Source organism: Corallococcus sp. AS-1-6 (genome assembly GCF_020037015.1).
Lineage (GTDB): Bacteria > Myxococcota > Myxococcia > Myxococcales > Myxococcaceae > Corallococcus.
Genome location: NZ_JAIQDE010000002.1, coordinates 454809 through 476816, shown reverse-complemented (window position 1 = coordinate 476816; position 22008 = coordinate 454809). Strand labels below are relative to the sequence as shown.

Here is a 22008-nt window from a genome sequence, read left to right as displayed (position 1 = left end):
GCGCCGGATGATGCCCCACGTGCCGTGGGGGCTCATCGTGTGCGTGCTGGGCGTGTGCGCGCTGGGCATCTGGAACCTGGCGTCCGCGTCCCGCCCCCCCATGGCGCCGGTGTGGACCAGCCAGGCGCTCTACCTGGGCGTGGGCCTGGGCGCCGTCCTGATGGTGTGCCTGGTGGACTACCGCTGGATTCAGCGGATGGCCTTCCCCATCTACGTGCTCAACATCCTGGCGCTCCTGGCGCTGCGGCTGGTGGGGCACACGGCGAAGGGCGCGGAGAGCTGGTTCGTCATTGGCCCGTTCCGCCTGCAGCCCGCGGAGTTCATGAAGATTGGCGTGGTGCTGATGCTGGCCAAGGTCTACCACGACGACTTCCAGCCCAATCAGCCGTCCTACGGGCTCGTCCGGTTGTGGAAGCCGGTGCTGGTGGTGATGGTGCCCTTCACGCTGGTGCTGGTGCAGCCGGACCTGGGCACCGCGCTGATGATCTTCCTGTCCTCCGGCACCGTCATCCTCTTCGGCAAGGTGCGCTGGTACCTGGCCGCCACCATCGTGGCGGGCGTGCTGGTGGGCGGCCTCATCATCTGGAACGACTACGTCCGGGAGATGCCCGAGCCGCGCACCACCGTCGTGCGCCACTACCTGAAGAAACACCAGAGCCAGCGCATCTCCGGGTGGTTGGACCCGGAAGCGGACCTGCGCGGCAGCGGCTATCACGCCGCCCAATCCAAGATCGCCGTGGGCTCCGGGGGCCTCACCGGCAAGGGCTGGCGTGAGGGAACCCAGACAGGCCTGCGTTTCCTGCCGGAACAGCACACGGATTTCATCTTCTCCGTGTGGGCCGAGGAGCACGGCTTCTTCTCCTGTCTCCTGTTGCTCGTGCTCTACGGCGGCATCTTCATTCTCGGGTTGGGCGTGGGATTCAACGCACGAGACCGTTTTGGAGCGTTCGTTGCCGTAGGGGTGGTGGCCACACTTTTCTGGCAGGTGTTCGAAAACATCGGCATGGTCATTGGCCTGTTGCCGGTGACGGGCATCACGCTGCCCCTCATGAGCTACGGCGGCTCCTCGATGCTGTCGGTGATGTTGTGCATCGGGCTGCTGGTGAACATCAGCATGCGCCGTCACATGTTCTGACGGCCGCGGAGGCTTCCGATGGTGGTGCAGAGGAAGGGTGTGACGACGGGGAAGGCCGGCACGGCGGTCCGCGGGCCGGAGGACACGCAGGCACCCCGGCCGTTCGTTCCGCCGGTGGGCGCTTCGCGCGGCGTGCCCGTCCCCGCGCCCGGTGCCGCGCCCCGCATTGAAATGAACCAGGGGGAGCCGGAGCACCGGCACTTCCCGCGCGCGCAGTTGGCCACGCACTTCGACCTCTGGGTGGAGGACGGCGCGGGCGGGCGGCGCTTCTCCGCCGGGCTCACGTCCGTGAACGTGAGCGTCAGCGGGGCCTTCCTCGCGAGCACCTTCTTCCTGCCCATGGGCACGGTGGTGCGCACGCGCTTCGCGCTGGAGGAGGGCGCCTCCCCCGTGGAGGCTCGCGCGGAAATCGTGCGGGAGGAGCGGGGCCCGGAGGACCAGGGCCGCAGCGGGTTCGCCCTGCGCTTCCTGGACTTCTCCGGTCAGACGGAGGTGGCGCTCGCCCGGCTCTTCCTGGGCATGCGCCTGAGAGCCTTCACGGAGGACTACCTCAAGTCCCAGCGCGCCCGCTCCCTGCCCAATGAGCTGGAGCGGGTCATCGACGTGATGGCGGCCTGGGAGCTGCTCAAGGCCACCACGCCCGGAGACCCCTGGCGCGGCGAGTAGGGCCCCGGCGTGTGAAGCTCAGGCCGGCTTGCCGGTGGCGATCTGCCTGCGGCGCTCGGCCTGGTAGTGCGCGGAACACAGACCCTTGGAGCGCTGCTCGCGCGTGCAACCGCTCACCGTGCAGCGGCGGTCCATGGGCACCGGCCCGCCCGCCACCGTCTTGGGGGGACGGCCGCGGCGGCGACCCGCCATCACCGCGCCATTGCCCGGCGACGCCGCGACGGCGCCCATGCCCGGCATTCCCGTGTTCAGCGCGCGCAGCATGCCGCGGCCGATGGCATCACCCAGGGCCTCCGCCCATGACGTCAGGGCAGGGGTCAACGGTGCTTGCGAGGTCAATTCTTTGCGAAGGCGTGCCATGAAAACTCCTGTAGAAACTCGCCAATCAAGACAGGCGTGTACTCGCGACTTGTGTCTGTTGTGGCGAACTCTGTCAACAAGACATGTTGGGGTCGTGTTTGACTCGTAATGCAATTTCAATGTCTGTTGAACAAAACACGACGGGAGGATCGTCCGGCTGTCCCAGGAGGGCGTTTGTCTCAAGGGCAGAGAAACGTCTGCGTCAGGGCGCGTCCGTCCCCCGGTACGTGAAAGCCCTTACCGTTGCGGTGAGTTGTCTTTCTACAGACATATCGAACCGTTGGCCGTGTCACGCCCGGGTGTCTGGTTGGGAGCGCGGCCACGGCGTCCCCTCTCACCGGGCGCCAGTCCTGGCGGTGAAGGCCAGGGGCGCCACGGGTGGGAGGGGACGGCGGGGACGGTGGGTGAAGCGGGCCCGTCCCCGGGAACACACGGGCTCAGAGATTCTTCCGGACCACTTCCTCGATGCGCGACTTGGGCACCGCGCCGACAATCTGGTCCACGACCTTGCCGCCCTTGAAGAGCAACAGGGTGGGGATGGAGCGGATGCCATACTTCTGGGGCGTGTCCTGGTTCGCGTCGATGTCCATCTTCGCGAACGTCACCTGGCCCTTGTACTGGGCGGACAGCGCCTCGACGGAGGGCGCGATCGCGCGGCAGGGGGCGCACCAGGTGGCCCAGAAGTCCACGAGCACGGGTTGTTGCGAATCCAGGACCTGCTTCTGGAAGTCCGAATCACCGATGTTGATCACGTCGCCAGCCATGTCGTCACCTCGTGTCTGCTGCTTGAATGGGGTACGTCCTGAGCTTCGCGCCCGGCGGGCGCCCAAGGGGGCGGGAATGCCGGGCCGCTCTGGTGGAACGGATGCCGCATCTGCCCGGGGGTTGCACCCCATTTCCGGGCCCGCCGGGGATGAGGGTGGTGTAGGCTGCCCGGCGTGACGAAGCTCTTCCTGTCCCAGGCCCAGCTCGAGGAGTGGGCACTGGCGGACAAAGCAGACCTGCGCGAAGGCCGCCTGGTGGTCGCCGCCGAGGGTGGGAGCGCCTGGCCGCTCACACCCGCCGTCCACGTGGTGCAGTTGGTGTCCGGGGAGGACACGCACCAACTGGTATCCCGGGTGAAGACCGAGGAGCAGCTCGGCCGCCTGGGGGCTGAACAGATGGCCGACTCCATCCTGGTCGGGGACTCCGCCTACGAGGTGGTTCCGGGTTATGTCGCGGAGGTGGGGGCACCCGCCCCCGAGCGCAAGCCCAATTCGGAGACCGACCTGCTGGCGGCCTTCATTCTCAACAAGATGTAAAAAGGGCCGGGGCAGGAGTGAATGCCTCCTCGGCCGGGGTTATGAGCCTGCCGCCATGAGCCATACGCTCGTCTCGCTCGCCTGCCACGCCTACGGCCTGGCCGCGCTCGTCTACCTCGCCTTCCTGGTCCGCCAGTCCCAGGTGCTCGCCGTCACCGGCCGGGTGCTGGTGGGGGCCGGGCTGCTGATGCATTGCGTTGCGCTCATGCAGATGCTGGGCGCGCAGGGGGGCCGGCTGGTGGGCCCCGCGCAGGGCATGTCCACCTTCGCCTTCCTGCTGCTGGCGCTGTTCCTGGCGCTGGACGTGCGCTACCGCAAGCCCGTCATCGGCGCGTTCCTCACGCCGCTGGCGGTGGCGGTGCTGCTCATCGGCATGCTGCTGCACGGCGGGTCCACGCCGCTGCCGGAGGCGGTGCGCCAGCCGCTGTTGCCGGTGCACGTCACCATCGCGCTGCTCGGCCTGACGGCCTTCGGCGTCGCGGCGGGGGTGGGGGTGATGTACCTGCTGATGGAGCGGGAGGTGAAGGCCAAGCACTTCGGGCTGCTCTTCTCCCGGCTGCCGTCCCTGGAGTTCCTGGACACGCTCAACCGGCGGCTCGTGGTGTGGGGCTTCATCGCGCTGTCGCTCACGCTGGCGACCGGCGCCCTGTTCACCACCACCCTGCGGGGGCTCACCTGGGCGCTGGAAGCCAAGCACGTGGCGACGTTCGTCGCCTGGGGCGTCTTCGCCGCGCTCGTCAACGCGCGCATCTTCGCCGGCTGGCGCGGCCGGCGGGTGGCGCTGCTCACCATGGCCGGCTTCTGCCTGGTGCTGGTCTCCTTCCTGTCGTCCTACGACCTGTCCGCCGCTGGCCCGGGGATGCCGTAGCCATGGAATTCATCTGTATTGGCGTGTCACACCGCACCGCGCCCCTGGGGGTCCGGGAGCGGCTGGCATTGCCGGAAGCCCGGCAGACGGAAGTGTTGCAGCGGCTGGCGCAGGCGCCCGTGGAGGCGCTCTGGGTGTCCACGTGCAACCGCGTGGAGGTGTACCTGGCGGCCCCCAGCGCGGACCTGGCGCGGGAGCGCGCGCGGGAGGCGCTGCACTCGCTGGGCGGCGCGGAGGCGCTGGAGCACCTGTACGAGCACCAGGGCGAGGCGGCGCTCGTGCACCTGTTCCGCGTGGCGTCCAGCCTGGACTCCATGGTGCTGGGCGAGGCGCAGATATTGGGGCAGGTGAAGGACGCGTTCGAGCGCGGCCAGGGCGCGGGCGCGGTGCGCGGGGAATTGACGCGCGCGTGCGCGGCGGCGTTCGGCTGCGCCAAGCGCGTGCGCACGGAGACGGCGGTGGGGCGCGCGGCGACGTCCATGGCGTCCGCGGCCGTGCAGCTCGCGAGCAAGGTGTTCGACGGGCTCAAGGACAAGACCGTCCTGGTGGTCGGCGCGGGAGAGATGGGGGAATTGGCGGCGCGGCACCTGAAGAACGCGGGCGCCGGGAAGCTCCTCGTGACCAACCGCACGCTCGCCCGCGCGGAGGCACTGGTGGCGGAGGTGGGCGGCGTGGCGAAGCCCTTCGAGGAGCTCTTCACGCTGCTCGCTGGCGCGGACGTGGTGGTGACGAGCACCGCGTCGCCGGTGCCCCTCTTCACGCGCGACAACGTGGGGGCGCTGGGCAAGGCGCGCAAGGGACGGCCGCTGTTCATGGTGGACCTGGCGGTGCCGCGAGACATCGACCCGGCGGTGGGGACGCTGGACTGGGTGCACGCGTACGACGTGGATGACATCCAGAAGTTCGTCGCGGACAACACCGCCGCGCGCGCGGAGGAAGCGCACAAGGCGGGCGGGCTGGTGGCGCAGGAGGTGGCGCGCTTCGCCCGGGAGCGCGCGCTGCGCGACGGGATGCCCGTGCTGGCGCGCCTGCGTCAGCGCGCGGAGGCCATCGCCCGCGCGGAGGTGGAGCGCACGCTGCTGGGCCTGGGCGACGGGCTCACCGACAAGCAGAAGAAGAGCATTGAAGCCATGGGGCGAGCCATCGTGAACAAACTGTTGCATGAGCCCACCGCGCGCCTGCGCGCCGTGGGTCCCCAGGGCGAGGGCAACCGGCTGGCCGGCGCCGCCGCGGAGCTGTTCGGCCTCACGGAGGCGGAGGCCGCCGCCATCACTCCGGAGGACCCCGCCGCGCCCCCGCAGGAGGCGCGCAACACCGTGGTGGCCAACGGGAGCCGGCGATGAAGACGGTGCGCATCGCGACGCGGGAGAGCCCGCTGGCGCTGTGGCAGGCGAACCACGTGGCCTCGCTCCTCACCCGGCACCACCCCGGTCTGGAGGTCACCCTGGTGAAGATGACCACGGAGGGGGACCGCTTCCTGTCCGCGCCGCTGTCCCAGGTGGGCGGCAAGGGCCTGTTCGTGAAGGAGATAGAGCAGGCCCTGCTGGATGGCCGCGCGGACGTGGCGGTGCACAGCCTCAAGGACATGACGTCGGTGTTCCCGGACGGGCTCATCCTGGCGGCGGTGCCGGTGCGCGAGGACCCGCGCGACGCGTTCTGCAGCCCGGGTGGGCACACGCTGGCGATGCTGCCCGCGGGCGCGAGGGTGGGCACGTCGTCGCTCAGGCGAAGCTGCATCCTGCGCGCGCGCCGGCCGGACCTGGAGATCGTCTCCCTGCGCGGCAACGTGCAGACGCGCCTGCAGAAGACGCGCGACCTGGAGCTTTCGGGCGCCATGCTCGCGGCGGCGGGGCTCAAGCGCCTGGGCCTGGACCACCACATCACGCAGGTGGTGCCGGTGGCGGAGAGCCTGCCGGCGGTGGGGCAGGGCGTGCTGGCCATCCAGTGCCGCGAGGCGGACGCGGACGTGCGCGCGCTGCTTTCTCCCCTGGAGGACATCCCCACGCGCAACGCCGTGCGGGCCGAGCGCGCCTTCCTGGCGAAGCTGGAGGGCGGCTGCACCGTGCCGCTGGCCGGCCACGCCACGGTGGAGGACGGCCAGGTGTACCTGCGCGGCCTGGTGGGCCGGCCGGACGGTTCGCTGGTGGTGCGGGGCGAGGTGAAGGGCCCCGTACCGGAAGCGGAGCGGCTGGGCGAGGCGCTCGCGGACGAGCTGCTGTCGCGCGGGGCGGGAGACATCCTGCGCGATTTCGGCCGCCGCGAAGGCGCGCCCCGCGCCTAGAGTGCCGGCCCGTGGACCGGCGACTGGATGGCATCCGAATCTTGGTGACGCGCCCCCGTGAGCGGGCCGAGGAGCTGTGCTTCCTCCTGGAGGACGAGGGCGCGGACGTCCTCAGCCTGCCGCTGCTGGAGCTGCATCCGCCGGAGGACCCGCGCCCGCTCGCGTCCGCCGCGGAGCACGTGCAGCGCTACCACTGGGTGGTGTTCGCCAGCCCCTCCGCCGTGGAGGCCTTCCTGGAGGCCCTGCGGCTCGCGGGGACGCTGGACCGGCTGTCCCGCGTGAAGCTGGCCGCCGTGGGGCCGCGCACCGCGAGGGCCGTGGAGGGCTACGGCCTGAAGGTGGAGGCCGAACCCAACGAGGGCACCGGCGCGGCGCTCTTCACCGCCCTGCGCGACGTGCTGGGGCCGGAGGACGACGTGCTCCTGCCCGCGGCGGAGGAGGGGCGGCGGGAGCTGGAGGACGGCTTGCGCGACCTGGGCGTGCGCGTCACCCGCGTGACGGCCTACCGCAGCGCTCCGGCCGTCGTCGAACCGGAGGCGCTGGCCCAGTTGGCCGCGGCCCCGCCCCAGGTGGTGCTCTTCGCCTCGCCGCGCACCGCGGAGGCCTTCGTGGAGGGGGTGGGCCGCGAGCCGCTGGCCCAGGCGAAGGTGGTGGCCATTGGCCCCACCACGGCGACCGCGCTGACGCAGTTGGGCATCCCCGTGGCCGCCGTCGCGGAGCGCCCCACGCCCGAAGCGCTGGTGGATGCCACCGTTCGCGCCGTTCACGGGTAGAGTGTCCGCCCGGTGACGTCCGGGCGCCCAGGCGGAGCGCCCCGTGCGGACGTGACGTGACGAGGTGCGGGTGATGATGCGTGGGACGCAGCGGAGTGTCTTCCTCCTTGGGCTGCTGGCGCTGGCCACGACGGCCCACGCCCAGGGGGGCTACCAGTTCCTGGAACACTGGGTGCTCAACAACAGCCAGGACCCGTTCCCGTACTACGTGGACGCGCGCACCAACCAGCCCGCGGGCAATGACATCTCGCTGGTGGAGGACGCGGTGAAGAAGGCCTTCCAGGCCTGGCAGGACGTGGACTGCGCGTGGCCCGCCTTCACCTACAAGGGCCGCTCCACCATCGTCCCCATCCCGGACGTGAACGACCGGCTGGACGGCTTCAGCGTCGCCGCCATCTGGGTCACCGACCCGAACAGCACCGAATACAAGGACGTGCTCAACGCCGGCGCCAACGTGGCCGCCGCGGTGCCGCTGAGCCACGGCGGCAACGTCTACCAGTGCGACATCTTCCTGGACGGCGTGAGCCACCGCTTCACCACGTTCTCCCCCACGCCCGCCGGCTACGTGGACATCCAGACGGCGGTGATGCGCGAGGTGGGCCACTGCCTGGGCCTGGGCAGCACGTACGAGTACCCGGACGCGGTGATGTACTTCTCGCTGAACGCGGGCACGCAGCGGCGCACCCTGTCGTCCTACGACCGCGGCGCGTTCTGCCAGCGCTACCCCCAGACGGGCGCGGTGGGCTCGCCGTGTGACACCACCGCGTGCTCCGCGGGCCTCACCTGCGTCACCACCCAGTCCACCACCAGCGGCAACTCGATGAAGATCTGCTCCAAGGCGTGCCCGTCCGGTTCGCCCGGGGCCTGCCCGGACCCCTACCAGTGCCGCGCGTCCACCCTCATCGCCGGCTCGCAGTACGCCTGTCTGCCGGAGGCGATTGGCACGGGCACCAAGGTGGGCAACCCCTGCGCCAGCGCCTCCACGTGCGGCGCGCCGGAGTCGCGCTGCCTCACGGCCGCGGACAAGACCACGGCCTTCCCGGCGTGGACGGACGGCTACTGCACGGAGTCCTGCGTGGCCAACGCGGACTGCCCCACCGGCTCCACCTGCACGTCCGTGGGCTCCGTGGGCAAGCGCTGTCTGAAGAACTGCCGCCCGGGCAAGGGCGACTGCCGCGAGGGCTATACCTGCAACACGCTGCCCGACAACGGCGGCGACGTGTGCGTCGCCGACTGCGCCACCAACAGCGACTGCGGCTCCAACTACGCCTGCCGCTCCTGCGACCACGCCTGCGTGCAGCAGCTCACGGGCACGCGCAGCGTCGGCGACCCGTGCCTCCAGGATTCGGAGTGCGGCTTCAACCAGCAGTGCCTGAAGCTCAACGGCAACCCGCAGGGCGTGTGCGCGGAGCCGTGCTCGGTGTCCACCTGCACGTGCAGCCCCGGCAACACCTGCCGCCCGGCGGGCACCGGCGAGGACCGCTTCTGCTTCCGCGACTGCGGCGCGGGCACCTGCTCCTCGCCGCTCCAGTGCGTGCCGTTCCAGGAGGGGACCGCCTGCATCGCCCCCTGCCGCAGCAACCAGGACTGCCCCAACGGCCTGTACTGCGGCAACGGCGGCCAGTGCTACGACCCGTACGCGCAGACGGACGGCGGCACCTGCACCCTGTGCAGTGACGGTGGCACGCCGCCGCCCCCGCCGGTGGACGGCGGCACGGATGACACGACCAACGACCCCGGCGGCTGCGGCTGCCAGAGCGCGCCCTCCTCCGCGGCATTCCTCGTGGGGCTCGGGGTGTTGTTCCTGGCCACCCGCAGAAGGAGGAAGGTGTGACCCAGGCGGCTCCCCCCGGAAGCAGCGGCCCCTCGCGCGCGGCCACGGACTTCACCCTGGGCTTCCTCCTGGAGGCCCTGGTCGCCCAGCGCCTGCTGACCCCGCAGCAGGCGCAGGAGGTGCAGGCGCGGGAGCCCGCCGCGCGCGCCCGCGTCCTCAAGGCCCAGGGGGGGACGGGCAAGGACTCGGCCCGGTATGACGTGTCGCCCGTGGAGGTGGTCGCGGCCTTCCAGATTCCGGCGCCGGGGGGGCGGGGCGTGCTGGACGAGGACCGCGTCACGGAGGCCGCCGCGCGCGCCGCGGGGCTGGCCTACCGGAAGTTGGATCCGCTGAAGATGGACATGGCGCTGGCCACCCGCACGGTGTCCCGGCCCTACGCGCAGAAGCACGTGCTGCTGCCCCTGGAGCGCACCGAGCAGGGGCGGCTGCGCGTGGCGGTGGCCAACCCCTTCGACCGCGAACTCTTCGAGTCCTTCCACCGGCTCACCGGCGAGCCGGTGGAGCCCGTGCTGTCCGCGAAGACGGACATCCTGCGCTCCATCGCGGACATCTACGGCTTCAAGAACACGCTGGCCAAGGCCGCGGACGACTTCGGCGGCGCGAACGCGCAGATCGCCAACTTCGAGCAACTGGTGTCGCTCAGCGGCACGCAGGAGCTGGAGGCGTCCGACCGGCCGGTGGTGCAGGCGGTGGACTACCTCCTGCGCTACGCCTTCGACAATCGCGCGTCGGACATCCACATCGAGCCCAAGCGGGCCACCGCCGTGGTGCGCCTGCGCATCGACGGCGTGCTGCACCCCGTCTACACGCTGCCCGCGCAGGTGCACCCGCCCATCGTGTCGCGCGTGAAGATGCTCTCGCGCATCGACATCTCGGAGAAGCGCCGCCCCCAGGACGGCCGCATCAAGACGGAGCGCGATGGCCGCGAGGTGGAGCTGCGCGTCTCCACGCTGCCCACCGCCTTCGGTGAGAAGGTGGTCATCCGCATCTTCGACCCGGAGACGCTGGTGCAGGACATCGCCCAGTTGGGCTTCGACCCGGACGAGAAGGGCCACTTCGAGTCGTGGATTGACCAGCCCCACGGCCTCATCCTGGTGACGGGCCCCACGGGCAGCGGCAAGACGACGACGCTCTACTCCGCGCTCAAGGCGGTGGCGGGGCCGGACGTCAACGTCACCACGATTGAAGACCCCATCGAAATGGTGTGGGACACCTTCAACCAGGTGCAGGTGCAGCCCAAGGTGGGCCTGGACTTCGCGGGGGCGCTGCGCCACATCCTGCGCCAGGACCCGGACGTCATCATGGTGGGAGAGATCCGCGACGCGGAGACGGCGGAGAACGCCATCCAGGCCGCGCTCACCGGCCACCTGGTGCTCTCCACGCTGCACACCAACGACGCGCTGGGCGCGGTGGCGCGCATGAAGGACCTGGGCGTGCCGGCCTTCCTCCTGGCGCAGAGCCTGCTGGGCGTCATGGCCCAGCGCCTTTTGCGCCGCGTCTGCGTGCACTGCGCGGAGGAGGCGGTGCTCACGCCGGACGAGCTGCTCGCCCTGGAGGTGCCCCTGCCGCTCCTGCCCGGCGGCGTGAAGCTGTCCAGGGGGGCGGGGTGCGTGCGCTGCCGGGGCACCGGCTTCTCCGGCCGCACCGGCGTCTTCGAAATCGTCTCCACCAACCGCGAGGTGCGCGAACTCATCGCCCGCGAGGCGCCCCACGAGCACCTGGTGCAGGCGGCGCGGCGCGGGGGCATGCGCACGCTGCGCGAGGCCGCCGTGCGCAAGCTGGCGCAGGGCCTCACCGCCTTCGACGAGGTGGTGCGGATGACGTCCGCCTTCTAGAAACACGAAGGGCCCGCCGTGATGCACGGCGGGCCCCGCGAAGCTGCCCGGAGAGGGCAGGGCGGCTTCTAGAAGCGCGCCTGCAGCAGCGTGTTGAAGCCCAGCGCGTGCGGCTTCTCGAAGTTCGGCTGCGCGATGCCCGTCACGTCGTCCTCGAACGTGGTCCGGTTGGTGTCGTACGTGTAGTAGACCTCACCCACGGCCGCGACCGTCTCCGACAGGTCCCACCGGAAGGTGGCCTTGGCGGACCAGATGAGCTCCGCCTCGCAGGCGCTGGTGCCGCCGCAGGTGCTGGGCAGGATGCTCAACTGGTTGGCGTCACGCACCACCACCGTGCGCGTGCCCGTGAGGGCGGGGGGCGGGTTGCTGCCGCCCACGAGCGGAACCGGGCTGCGGAAGGACGCCGGCTGCTGCGCGCCGATGATGAAGCCCGGCGTCAGGTGCAGGTCCGCGATGTTGTAGTCCACGCCCACCGCGCCGAAGACCTCGGGCTTCAGCACCGTACCCGTGGGGAAGTCCTGGAACGGGGGGAAGCCCGGCACGTCGAACTGGATGAAGGACAGGCTGCGCACCAGCGCCAGCGCGTTGAAGCGGAAGCGGTTCAGCTTCGCGCGGCCCTGGAAGGCGAGCGCCACGGCGCCCTGGGGCTTGGTGGCGCCGAACTTGTCCGGGTCCTGCAGCGTCTGCGTGAGGTAGCTGCCCTCCAGCGACAGGGAGTAGGACAGGCCGCCCGGGTACGTCTCCGGCGCGAAGAAGCGCTGGTAGATTTCCGGGTCGTTCTTGTAGAGCCGGAAGTCCACGCTCGTGCCCACCGGCACGCCCACGTGGTAGACGACCTGCGCGGACACGCCGGCCGAGTTGACGCCCGCCTCGATGGACTGGTTCGCCAGGCCCGGGACGATGCCCTTCTGGAAGTAGCCGCCGCCGGCCTCCACGCGCAGCGTCTCCAGGATGTCCCAGCCCGCGCCCGCCATCACGCCGTAGAGCGTCTCCTGCTCCAGGATGAGGTCGTTGAGCACCAGCGCCGTCTTGCCGCCCACGTACGCGTACCAGCGGTCGCGCGTCACCTGGAACTTGGCGCCCGGCACACCCGACGCGGTGGCGCGGTTGGTGAAGATGGAACTGCCGCCCCAGGAGATGCGGTACGCATAGCCCAGACGGAAGCGGTCCGCGGACACCGGGAAGCCGGTGAGCGACAGGCCTTCCTTCTCACCCCAGCCCGGCGGCTGGTAGTTCAGGCGCACGTAGCTGGAGTTGTCGAAGATGTCGACACCGCCGGACGGGCGCTCCAGCACCAGCAGCGTGAGGGCCGCCTCCGTGGTGAGGCCCTCGAAGAACGCCGGCATGCGCTTGTAGAGCACGACGTTCGACAGCGACTCGAAGCCGGAGAACCGGGTGTTGAAGTTGTCGTAGAACTGCGTGTTCTGGTTGCCCGCGCCAAAGCGCGCGTTGGGGCTGTTGGGAGTCGTCTCTCCCGCGCCCGCCAGCACGTTGTCGTCCGCGAAGACGAACGACAAACGGGTGTCCACGAAGTCCCCGGCCCAAGCGGGCGCGGAAAGGGTTGTCAGGCCCGCCAGGGCCAGCGTCTGCAACGTTTTCAATGTCCCTCCAGGAAGCGGTCCGGGGGAGACCGCTCCTCCCTGCGCCCCGGCTTTCGGCCGGGGCGCGCAATGCGACTCGTCAAAGGTGAATGGCGACTACGGGCACGGCTTGATGGGCTTCGGGCACTCCATCCCGGGCCCGGGGTAGCAGCACAGGTCGTCCTGGTCTCTCGGCAGGACGTTCCAGCGCGGACGCGCCGGACCCACGTGCTTCAGGTGACCCACGACGTCGAAGGTGGCCGCCCGCAGTTGCTTGCACTGGAGCGCCTTCGCCGCGTCGGCGTCGTTCTCGTTGCAGTCCGGGTTCAGGTCCGGCACCGCGTCCTTGATCTGCAGGCTGATGCGCGAGCGCGTGTCCGGCGCGACCTTGCAGGCGGCGTTGGCCGTGGCGGCGGCGTCGCGCACCAGCGCGACCGTCACCTCGGAGCCCTTCAGGGTGTACTCGTAGCGGGTGTCCGCCGGGATGAGCGTGTCCGTCTGGTCCGCCGTCACGTTCACCGCGCCGAAGCGCGCGCGCACCGGCTGGGTGCAGATGATGTTCATCCGGTAGCCCGCGGGCAGCGCCTTGTCCGGCCGCACGGACGTGGTGCCCACGTTGACGTTCATGATGCGGCCGGGGACGGACTCGTCCATGCCCAGGGACGCCGGGCCGGTGGCGTTCATCTCCACCACGAACTGACCGAAGTTCGTGTACGTCGTCTTCTCCGCGCAGATGGTGCCGGCGTACTCGCCAATGCCCAGCGTGCAGTCGATGACGCACTTGCGCTCCGGCAGGTCCGGATCATCCGGCGGCTCCTCGAAGCAGTTCTGCCAGGTGCGCGACGCGCTGCTGCCCACCGGGCAGAACATGGGCATGTCGTTGTTGCCGTTGGCGTCGCAGTTGCGGAAGACCTTGGGGAACTTCACCCGGCGCAGCTTCACCAGGGAGGACTCCAGGCTCTCCATCTTGTAGTTCTTGTAGCTGTAGCCGCACAGGATGTCGTCCAGGTACGGCGAGTTGCTGTAGCCGCACAGCCGGCCGTTGACCTCCACGGGCGGCACCTGGTCCAGGTACTTGTTCCACTGGTCCTGCGGCAGGAGGCGCACGTTCTCCCGCAGCGTCCACGCGGGGAAGCTCATCTGCGTGGTGTTGGTGAACTCCGCCACCGTGCCGGACAGCGTCCAGAGCAGGTCGCCGGAGTCCAGCCCCTCCGGGAAGGAGTAGTTGTAGATGTAGATGCTGTTGAAGCGGCCGGGGTTGTAGCCGTCCGGCTCCGCCGTCTGGACGTTGGCGCCCGCGACGCTCTTCTCCAGCACGCGGCAGGCCGTCATGTCCGTGACGTAGAAGCCGCTGGAGTCCGTGCCCGTCACCAGCAGCATCATCTGCTTGCCGTTGTTCGGGTCGGACGGGTCGCAGTTCTGCGTCAGCGGCTCGCCGGACTCCGGGTTGCGGCCCACGCGCATGAACTGCTTGGTGAAGACGCTCGTCTCCGAGCCGCCCTCCGGCAGGTTGATGGTGGCGAGCGACGGCTCCTCGAAGCGGATGCCCGGGGACAGGCCGGTCGCGAGGGTGCGCGTGGCCGGCTCCTGGGGCAGTTGGGACAGGTCGCCCACGACGCCGCCGTCCGCGTAGAGCAGCTCCAGGTCCTGGTCCTGCACCCAGACGTGCGTCTCGCCGTACAGGTGGGCCACGCGCACGCTGCCGGTGCCCTTGCCGTTGGTGAGCTGCGCCCAGCGGTGGCGGTACTCACCGGTCAGGTCGCCCGGGATGATCCGGAAGGACACCGGCCCGTTGAAGGACGTCATCTCCCCGCCCAGGCCGTCCAGCGCGGTGATGGACAGGCCGATGTCCACGTCCCCGCGGGGCAGGGTGTAGGGGCAGTCCGCCGTGCCGCGCATCTCCGGCGGCACCGCCGCCTGGTCGTTGCCGTACTTCGCCGCGCAGGCGTTCACCACCGGCAGCAGCGTCCCGGGCGAGCCCGCGGTGGTGATGCTGGTCACCTCCACGCGGAAGGAGGTGAGCCCGGTGGGCGCCTCGGACTCCTTCGTGTAGCAGCCGGCCGCCAGGGCCAGCGTGGACAGCAGGAAGAGCCGCTTCATCACTTCACCCTCCGCCCGATGCGGCCATCCTCGATGGCGCTCGCGATGGGCATGGCTGTGGGCTTCTCACAGAACGAACGCAGTTGGCTGGTCACGTTGCCGCAGGTGGGGTTGCCGCCCACCAGCAGGTCCCGGCAGGTGCAGCGGCCGGTGTAGGGGCCCTGGGGCAGCGCGCACTGCTCCACGGCGGCCTGCTTCGTCATGTCCGGCAGGCCGCAGCGGGCCATGGCCGCCGGCTGCTCCTTCGGGTCGTCCGTCACCTTGAGCAGGTCCCGGCACGAGCAACTGCCCACGGTCCTGTCGAGCCCCTGCTCGAAGTCCTTGGACACCTTGCAGGAGTTCAGCGTCTTCTCGTCCACCGTCCACTTGCCGCCGACCAGCGACCCGCAGCGCGTGCCGTTGCTGGACGTCTCGCGGCCGTTGAGCAGGTCGTCGCAGTTGCAGAAGCCCTGCATGTAGCCGATGAGCGAGTCGCGCAGGCTGATGCCCGTCTCGATGCGCGTGGTGTTGCGCTTGAGCACCGTGAAGCCGGAGCCGCCCTTGGCGATGTAGTCGTTCACCGCGACCTTGTAGGTGCCGTTGGTGTCCAGCGGCTTGCCGTTGATCTCGATGTCGATGCCCGTGTGCGCCCAGCAGCGCGAACCGGCGGTGTCCTCCAGGCAGGTCCAGGGCGCGTGGCCCTCGCGGTTCTCCTGGGGGCAGTCCGTGGCCACCGTGGCCGGCGTGCACGCGATGCGCAGGTCGTTGAGCTGCACCTGGGCGCAGTCCATGGTGAAGCGGGCGCCGGAGATCTGCGCCTGGCTCACGCACCCGCGCTCCGCGGAGCGCTCGGTGACGAAGTCGAACATCTCCTGCATCTCCACGCCGGACAGGTACATGATGTTGATGGTGTTCTCGAAGGGGAACACGTTGAACATCGCCTCCTGCGTCACCACGCCCGCGTAGAGGTTGTCGCGGATGCCCAGGGAGTTGGTGAGCGCCATCTCCGCCTCCACGCGGTTGCGCTTGCGCATGGAGTCCGCGGCGATGTTGCCCAGCGGGCTGTCACCGCCGTTGGAGTTGTTGCGGCGCTGCACGTCCAGCGGCGCGTAGGAGAAGATGGAGGTGAGCTGCAGCTTCACGTCCATGCCCAGCAGGTACGGGATGAGCAGGTCCGTCGTCTGCGCGTCCTCCTGCTTGCCGCACTCCACCATGGCCTCGCGCACGCCCGGCGCGTTGATGAACTCGCCCGGGTCCCAGAAGATGTTGTCGTCGAAGCGGTACTTGCGCATCGCCTCGTTGCACCAGAGGCCGTCCACCGGGAACGCGTGGTAGTCCTGGCTGACGACCTCGGCGCCGTTCTCCTCGCCCCGCTGGTTCGGCATCTTCACGACCAGCTCCAGGCGGCCCACGTACTTGGCGAACGCGCCCGAGTGCGACAGCACGACCTTGCGTCCGGCGGGGTCCGTCACCAACTGCGGCGGGTTGAGCACCACGTGCAGGTGGCCGCCCAGGACCACGTCCATGCCGCTGACGCCCGCGATGTGCACGCGCACCACCGACTTGTCGTTGCCTTCCGGCCCGAACCACTCCAGCACCTTCCACGCGTCGTGCGCGCGGTTGATGAAGGGCTTGGCGCGGCCGTACTCATAGTAGGCCTCGTAGCCCTGGATGAGATCCTGGTCCTCGGTGAGGCCCAGGTGGCTGACGATGACAATCAGGTCCGTCACCGGACGCAGCAGCTCCACGTAGGAGCGCGCGGCCTCGTTCTGCTCCAGCGGCGTCACCTGCAGGCTGTTGCCGCCCTCCACGATGGAGTTGAGCGACGAGATGTTCGCCATGCCGATGATGCCCACCCGCAGGCCCTTCACCGTCCGGATGGTGTAGGGGTTGGTCACCATGGAGGCGCCGTTGGTGCCGGTCGTCTTCGGGTCGTCCCAGTAGTAGTTGGCGGCCAGCAGCGGGAAGTTGGCGAAGTTGCGCGCCTTCTGGACGAAGTTGAGCGCGCCCGCGTCGAACTCGTGGTTGCCCACCACGGCGGCGTCCAGACGGGACTCGGAGAGGAAGCGGAACTCCGCCTCGCCCGTGTTCACGTTGAAGATGGGCGCGCCCTGGAAGCAGTCACCGGAGTCCAGGTGCAGGACGCGGTCGCCCTTGGCGCGCTCGCGCTTGAGGATGGACGCGATGCGCGTGGCACCGCCGAACGGACCGGCCTCCGGGATGAGTTCCAGGTCCTGGTCTGTCTTCAGCGGCGTGAAGTCGTACGGGACGAGCCGCGAGTGGATGTCAGAGGTATGGAGGAGGGTAAGCCGCACCTCCTGACCTTCAAGGTGGTAATCCTGGCCTTCCAGCACAGGCATGCACGAGGCGAGGGCCAGGGCGCAGGCGCAGAAGAGGCCGAGCAGTGCGCGACACATTCGTGGCGGATCCGTGATTCGTAGGGAGTGACGACTTGAGGACGGCGCAACCTACGGGATCAAGGGTGCACGGGCAAGCAACGCCACCGTGGCACCTCCACCTACCAGGACACCAGGAGAGCAGGCAGACATGCGTCCCAGCAGTTCCAATGTGACTGACATCGAGATCATCGAGGATTTCTCCGCCACGGCGCGTTGTGACGAAGGTTTCCTCCGGGTGCGCCGGCTGCGCTGCCGCAACCGGCGCGCGGATGGCTCGTCGTCTCCGGTGTACCGGGTGGACGTGGTGGACCGGCCCCGGTTGGACGCGGTGTCGGTGCTCATCTACCGCCGCGCCCCGGATGGAAACGTGGAAGTCCTGACGCGCATGAATTTGCGGCCCGCGGCGTACTTCCGCCGCGAGCAGACCGCGTCCATGACCGTGCCTGACACGGTGAGCCATCTGCGCGTGGAGGAGATCGTCGCGGGCCTGCTGGAGCCCGCGGACAAGGGCGAGGAGGGGCTTCGCCGCCGCGCGGCGGAGGAGGTCAAGGAGGAGGCGGGCTACACGGTGCGGCCGGAGGACATCCAGCTCCTGGGCGGCGCGTTCTTCCTCGCGCCGGGCATCCTGTCGGAGAAGGTCTTCCCGGCCGCGGTGGACGTCACCGGCGTGGCGCAGGGTGAGGTGGAGGGAGACGGCTCTCCCCTGGAGGAGGGCATCCACCTGCAGTGGCGGCCGCTCCTGGCGGTGCTGGACGCGTGCCGCCGGGGTGACATCGCGGACGCGAAGACGGAGGTCTCCCTCACGCGGCTGCTCGCCCGGCTTTCCTGAAAGCCGCTTGCTGTTTCCGGGCCGAGGACGGACGGGGTAGGGTGCCGCCCCGTTCCGCTTCCTTTAGCAGGCGAGGTTCGTCGCATGTCGTCGCTGCCCCCGTGGCTGGCCCAGCTCCTCCCCATCGTCATCCTGCTCGGGGCCATTGGCCTGGTGCTCTCCCGGCTGCCGAAGGTGGAGCTGGGGCACACCGATGCGTTCCGCCGCCGCCGCTTCTTCAACTGGTTCCCGCTGGGCCTGACGTACGCGTTCCTCTACATGGGGCGCTACAACGTCAACGTGGCGACCAGCGCCATGGGCGCGCAGACGTCCAACGCGGACTTCGCCACCATCTTCTTCTGGGGGACGCTGACGTACGGCGTGGCCTTCCTGCTCAACGGCCCGCTGACGGACAAGCTGGGCGGCCGCTTCACCATCCTCCTGTCCGCGGGCGGCAGCGCGGCGGCGAACATCGCCATGGGCGGCCTGGTGTACGCGGTGCTGAAGAACGGCTGGGCCCCGCCGGGCGGCGTGGTCGCGTGGCTCGCGTTCCTCTACAGCGTGAACATGTACTTCCAGAGCTTCGGCGCGGTCTCCATCGTCAAGGTGAACGCGTCGTGGTTCCACGTGCGCGAGCGCGGCCAGTTGGGCGGCGTGTTCGGCATCCTCATCTCGCTGGGCCTGTACTTCGCGTTCGACTGGTGCCGCTTCATCGCGGACGCGGCGCCGGTGTGGTGGGTGTTCTTCGTGCCCGCGGCGCTGCTCCTGGCCTTCCTGGTGCTGGACTTCTTCGTCATCCGCGACACGCCGTCCCAGACGGGCCACCCGGACTTCGACACGGCGGACGCGTCCAGCGGTGAGACGGGCCCCGCGCTCAGCGTGCCGCAGTTGTTCGGCAAGCTCCTGAGCAACCGCGTCATCCTCATCATCCTGGGCGTGGAGTTCTGCAGCGGCTTCCTGCGCAACGCGGTGATGCAGTGGTTCCCCAAGTACGCCAAGGCGGTGGGGGAGTCCGGCGGCTTCGTGGCCTCCAACTGGGGCATGCTGTCGTGCGTCGCCGGCATCCTGGGCGGCATGTTCGCGGGCGTCATCAGCGACCGCCTCTTCGACTCGCGCCGGGGCCCCGTGTCCGCGGTGCTCTACGCGGGCCTGCTGCTGGGCGCGGTCGGCGCGGTGTTCCTGCTGGGCACGGTGGGCGCCGGCTGGTCCGTGGTGTTCATGTCCCTGTGCGTCATCGGCGTGCACGGCATGCTGTCCGGCACGGCCACCATGGACTTCGGCGGCAAGAAGAACGCGGGCATCGTGGTGGGCATCATCGACGGCGCGGTGTACGCGGGCACGGCCATCCACGCGCTCGTCTACGGGCGGATCCTCCCCACCGGCGACGCCATGAAGGACCCCGCCAACTGGAAGCCGTGGCCCCTGGCCATGCTGCCGCTGGCCGTCGTGGGCCTGGTGCTGGCGTCGCGCGTGTGGAACGCGAAGCCCCAGCCCAGGGCGGCGCCCCTGCCGGTGGGCGACGTCGTCCCGGGCGCCCTGCCGGGCGCGTCCTCTTCCCGTACGGGCACCAACGGTTGAAGCTCCACGGGAGCGCGTCCGGGTGTGTCGCCCCGGACGCTTGCCCATCCTTCGGTGAGGGTGGCTCCCGTGTGACAGGCCTGTGACATAGACTGGCGTCCGTGTCCCAGGCCCCTGAAGCACTCCACAGCCGGTTCGACGTCCACGACCGCAAGCAGTTCGAGATCAAGCTCGAGTACCAGCCCACGGGCGCGGACGAGACGCGCTACCTGGTGGAGGCCTACCTCTTCCTGCCGTCGAGCCTGAACATCGACGCGGAGACGTACCCGCGCGCGGACTTCTACGCGGACATCCACAACTACGTGCGCTTCAAGACGCCGGTGATGGGGCTGGGAGAGCTCCTGTCGTCGGAGGGCTCGCCGCTGGTGAAGCTGGAGGCGTGGCAGCGCACGGGCGTGGCGCCGGAGGCGGACGTCGTCTACCAGGCGAAGCTCTTCTCGTGCGTGCTGCGGGGCGCGCTGCGCCGGTTCGCCACCACGGTGGAGACGCGCTGTGACGCGAAGGTCGGCGAGGCGGGGAGGGTGGACCTTGAGGCGGTGGTGCGGCAGGCGGGGGACTCCGTGCCCGTGGTGCTGGAGCGCTTCCGGGCGTGGCTGCGCGCCACCGGCGAGGCGAAGCTCCAGGAGAAGACGCGCGCGTCGCTGCGGCTGGTGGACGAGTACGTCAGCCTGCTGGTGGAGCAGTTCTTCCGCCGCGCGGTGGCGGACATGGACGCGCTGCCGCGCACCGGCCCGTGGCTGCCCCTGCGCAAGGGGCTGATGGAGGCGGTGCTGCGCGAGGAGTCCTACCGCAAGGAGCACCGGCTGCGCTCCGTGTTGAGCCCCACCGGGGACAACGAGGAGTACATGCAGCGGCTGGGCTTCCTGAAGAAGTTCTGCATGAACGTGCTCTTCCTGTCCTCGCGCAGGCGCCAGCGGCGGCAGGGCTGGGAGGAGGTGCTGTTCGCCATCGCGGCGGGCGTGGCCATGGCCTTCGCCACGTCGGTGGCGCTCTGGGCGCAGGTGCGCTTCACGCAGGTGAGCCTCAACTTCTTCCTGGTGGCCGTGGTCGGCTACATGATGAAGGACCGCATCAAGGAAGGGCTGCGGCGCATGTTCAGCCGCGTGGCCGCCACGCACCTCTACGACCGCACCACGGACCTGGTGGACCCCGTCACGGCGCGCGCCATCGGCACGTGCGAGGAGCGCGTGGACTACGGCGCGGCGGTGAAGGTGCCGCAGGCGGTGTCGTCGCTGCGGCTGCAGGACGACTTCCTCACCGTGTCCCAGGGCGAGCTGTCCGAGGCCGTCATCCGCTACCAGAAGCGCATCGTGCTGGACGCGCGCCTGCTGCCCCGCTCCGAGCGCGGCCTCACGGGCGTCACGGACATCCTCCGGCTGAACGTGGGGCGCTTCCTGCGCGACATGGACGAGCCGGAGTTCGCGCTGGAATACGTGGACCTGGGGGACTTCTCCGTGGGCCACATCCGCGGCGCGAAGCGCTACCCGGTGGACCTGGTCTTCCGCTTCACGGTGATGGAAGACGGCGTGCGTCATGAATCCGCGCAACTGGTCCGCCTGGTGTTGGACCGCAACGGCATCCAGCGCATGCAGAACTTCGCCCGCGCCCCCGGAGTCCTTGCGGAGGGCACGGAGCCCGCGGGGTCGGTGCCCATCCAACCGGCCGCGTGGCGCCAGGGCGCGTGATTTGATGGGCCGCCCCGCGCCGGGGGCATGTATCTTCCGGCGTCCATGGCTTTTGAAGATCTCAAGCAGCGCGTGAAGCCGGACTGGCGCGAGGCCCTCCGGAACATCCTGGACAAGGCCCGCTCGCTCGGCCCCCAGGCGGTCCTGGCTTTCGACCTGGACTCCACCCTCTTCGACAACCGCCCCCGCCAGGCGCGCATCCTGCGCGAGTACGGCGACGCGCGGTCCCTGCACCTGCTCTCCGTGTGCGAGCCGCGCCACTGGGACACCGGCTGGGACATGCGCGCCGCCATGCGCGCGTGCGGCCTGGAGGACGCGGAGGTGGAGCAGCGCTACGCGGACGCGCGCGCCTTCTGGCAGGAGCGCTTCTTCACCAGCGCCTACTGCGTCTCCGACGAGGCCATTGATGGCGCGGCGGACTTCACCCAGGCGGTGGCCGCCACGGGCGCGCAGGTCGTCTACCTGACGGGCCGCCACGAGGCGATGCGCGAGGGCACCGTGGCCTGCCTCGCGCGCTGCGGGATGGTGACGCCCCCCGGCGCGGACGGGCGCGTGCACCTCATCATGAAGCCCACGCTCGCGGAGAACGACGACGCCTTCAAGCGCGACGCGCACGCGCGCCTGGGCCGCATGGGCACCGTCGTGGCGGCGTTCGACAATGAACCCACACACGCCAATGACTACCGCCACCGCTTCCCGGAGGCGACGGTCATCCACCTGGCCACGGACCACTCGGGACGGGCCGTGGAATTGATGGATGGCATCGTGTCGGTGCCCCATTTCTCCATGGAGGACGTGACGCAGCGCGCCTGAAAGAAAGGCGTGA

The 22008-nt window shown here is 69.9% G+C and carries 18 protein-coding genes; 13 read left to right on the top strand and 5 right to left on the bottom strand.

Annotated features, from left to right (window positions below; genetic code table 11):
- The first annotated feature begins 7 nt into the window (after nt 1-7).
- The gene (gene rodA, locus K8612_RS04830; RefSeq protein ID WP_223744122.1) at nt 8-1135 is read left to right on the top strand and encodes a rod shape-determining protein RodA; all 1128 of its coding nucleotides are present in this window, start codon (nt 8-10) and stop codon (nt 1133-1135) included.
- A gap of 24 nt (nt 1136-1159) precedes the next feature.
- Entirely contained in the window at nt 1160-1801 is a 642-nt protein-coding gene (locus tag K8612_RS04825) for a PilZ domain-containing protein (protein WP_370640006.1), read from the top strand.
- A gap of 18 nt (nt 1802-1819) precedes the next feature.
- On the opposite strand, the gene K8612_RS04820 is transcribed toward K8612_RS04825, so the two are convergent.
- On the bottom strand, nt 1820-2161 hold the full coding sequence (locus tag K8612_RS04820; protein ID WP_120566465.1) for a hypothetical protein: 342 nt from the start codon (nt 2159-2161) through the stop codon (nt 1820-1822).
- 437 nt (nt 2162-2598) lie between these two features.
- Nucleotides 2599-2925 (bottom strand): thioredoxin, encoded by a 327-nt coding sequence (gene trxA / locus K8612_RS04815; RefSeq protein ID WP_223744105.1) that lies wholly within the window; start codon nt 2923-2925, stop codon nt 2599-2601.
- Between the two features lie 174 nt (nt 2926-3099).
- On the opposite strand from trxA, the gene K8612_RS04810 reads away from it, so the two are divergent.
- The 7 genes from K8612_RS04810 (at nt 3100) to K8612_RS04780 (ending at nt 11053) form a co-directional block, all read left to right on the top strand.
- Entirely contained in the window at nt 3100-3462 is a 363-nt protein-coding gene (locus K8612_RS04810) for a hypothetical protein (RefSeq protein ID WP_223744104.1), read from the top strand.
- A 55-nt stretch (nt 3463-3517) separates the two neighbouring features.
- The gene (locus K8612_RS04805; RefSeq protein ID WP_223744103.1) at nt 3518-4330 is read left to right on the top strand and encodes an inner membrane protein YpjD; all 813 of its coding nucleotides are present in this window, start codon (nt 3518-3520) and stop codon (nt 4328-4330) included.
- 2 nt (nt 4331-4332) lie between these two features.
- Complete coding sequence (gene hemA / locus K8612_RS04800; protein WP_223744102.1) at nt 4333-5673, top strand: glutamyl-tRNA reductase; 1341 nt, start codon at nt 4333-4335, stop codon at nt 5671-5673.
- The gene (gene hemC / locus K8612_RS04795; RefSeq protein ID WP_223744101.1) at nt 5670-6611 is read left to right on the top strand and encodes a hydroxymethylbilane synthase; all 942 of its coding nucleotides are present in this window, start codon (nt 5670-5672) and stop codon (nt 6609-6611) included. Before hemA ends, hemC begins: the two co-directional genes overlap by 4 nt.
- Nucleotides 6612-6622: 11 nt before the next feature.
- A complete protein-coding gene (locus tag K8612_RS04790) occupies nt 6623-7384 on the top strand; it encodes a uroporphyrinogen-III synthase (protein ID WP_223744100.1) in 762 nt (253 codons plus the stop codon).
- A 73-nt stretch (nt 7385-7457) separates the two neighbouring features.
- Nucleotides 7458-9218, top strand: a complete 1761-nt coding sequence (locus K8612_RS04785) for an MYXO-CTERM sorting domain-containing protein (RefSeq protein WP_223761387.1) — start codon at nt 7458-7460, stop codon at nt 9216-9218.
- Nucleotides 9215-11053: a GspE/PulE family protein gene (locus tag K8612_RS04780; protein WP_223744098.1), complete on the top strand. Its 1839-nt coding sequence runs from the start codon at nt 9215-9217 to the stop codon at nt 11051-11053. Before K8612_RS04785 ends, K8612_RS04780 begins: the two co-directional genes overlap by 4 nt.
- A gap of 68 nt (nt 11054-11121) precedes the next feature.
- On the opposite strand, the gene K8612_RS04775 is transcribed toward K8612_RS04780, so the two are convergent.
- From K8612_RS04775 to K8612_RS04765, 3 genes are all read right to left on the bottom strand, one after another.
- On the bottom strand, nt 11122-12654 hold the full coding sequence (locus tag K8612_RS04775) for a hypothetical protein (RefSeq protein ID WP_223744097.1): 1533 nt from the start codon (nt 12652-12654) through the stop codon (nt 11122-11124).
- Between the two features lie 96 nt (nt 12655-12750).
- On the bottom strand, nt 12751-14733 hold the full coding sequence (locus K8612_RS04770) for a hypothetical protein (protein ID WP_223744096.1): 1983 nt from the start codon (nt 14731-14733) through the stop codon (nt 12751-12753).
- Nucleotides 14733-17129, bottom strand: a complete 2397-nt coding sequence (locus K8612_RS04765; protein ID WP_370640005.1) for a bifunctional UDP-sugar hydrolase/5'-nucleotidase — start codon at nt 17127-17129, stop codon at nt 14733-14735. Before K8612_RS04765 ends, K8612_RS04770 begins: the two co-directional genes overlap by 1 nt.
- Before the next feature lie 130 nt (nt 17130-17259).
- On the opposite strand from K8612_RS04765, the gene K8612_RS04760 reads away from it, so the two are divergent.
- The 4 genes from K8612_RS04760 to K8612_RS04745 all read left to right on the top strand — a co-directional run bounded on the left by K8612_RS04760 (nt 17260) and on the right by K8612_RS04745 (nt 21995).
- Nucleotides 17260-17940, top strand: coding sequence for an NUDIX hydrolase (locus K8612_RS04760; protein ID WP_120617963.1), 681 nt, complete (start codon nt 17260-17262; stop codon nt 17938-17940).
- Nucleotides 17941-18024: 84 nt separating this feature from the next.
- Entirely contained in the window at nt 18025-19497 is a 1473-nt protein-coding gene (locus K8612_RS04755) for an MFS transporter (protein ID WP_223744094.1), read from the top strand.
- A gap of 101 nt (nt 19498-19598) precedes the next feature.
- Nucleotides 19599-21182, top strand: coding sequence for a hypothetical protein (locus K8612_RS04750; RefSeq protein ID WP_223744093.1), 1584 nt, complete (start codon nt 19599-19601; stop codon nt 21180-21182).
- Nucleotides 21183-21227: 45 nt separating this feature from the next.
- Nucleotides 21228-21995, top strand: a complete 768-nt coding sequence (locus tag K8612_RS04745; RefSeq protein ID WP_223744092.1) for a hypothetical protein — start codon at nt 21228-21230, stop codon at nt 21993-21995.
- Nucleotides 21996-22008: the final 13 nt, after the last annotated feature.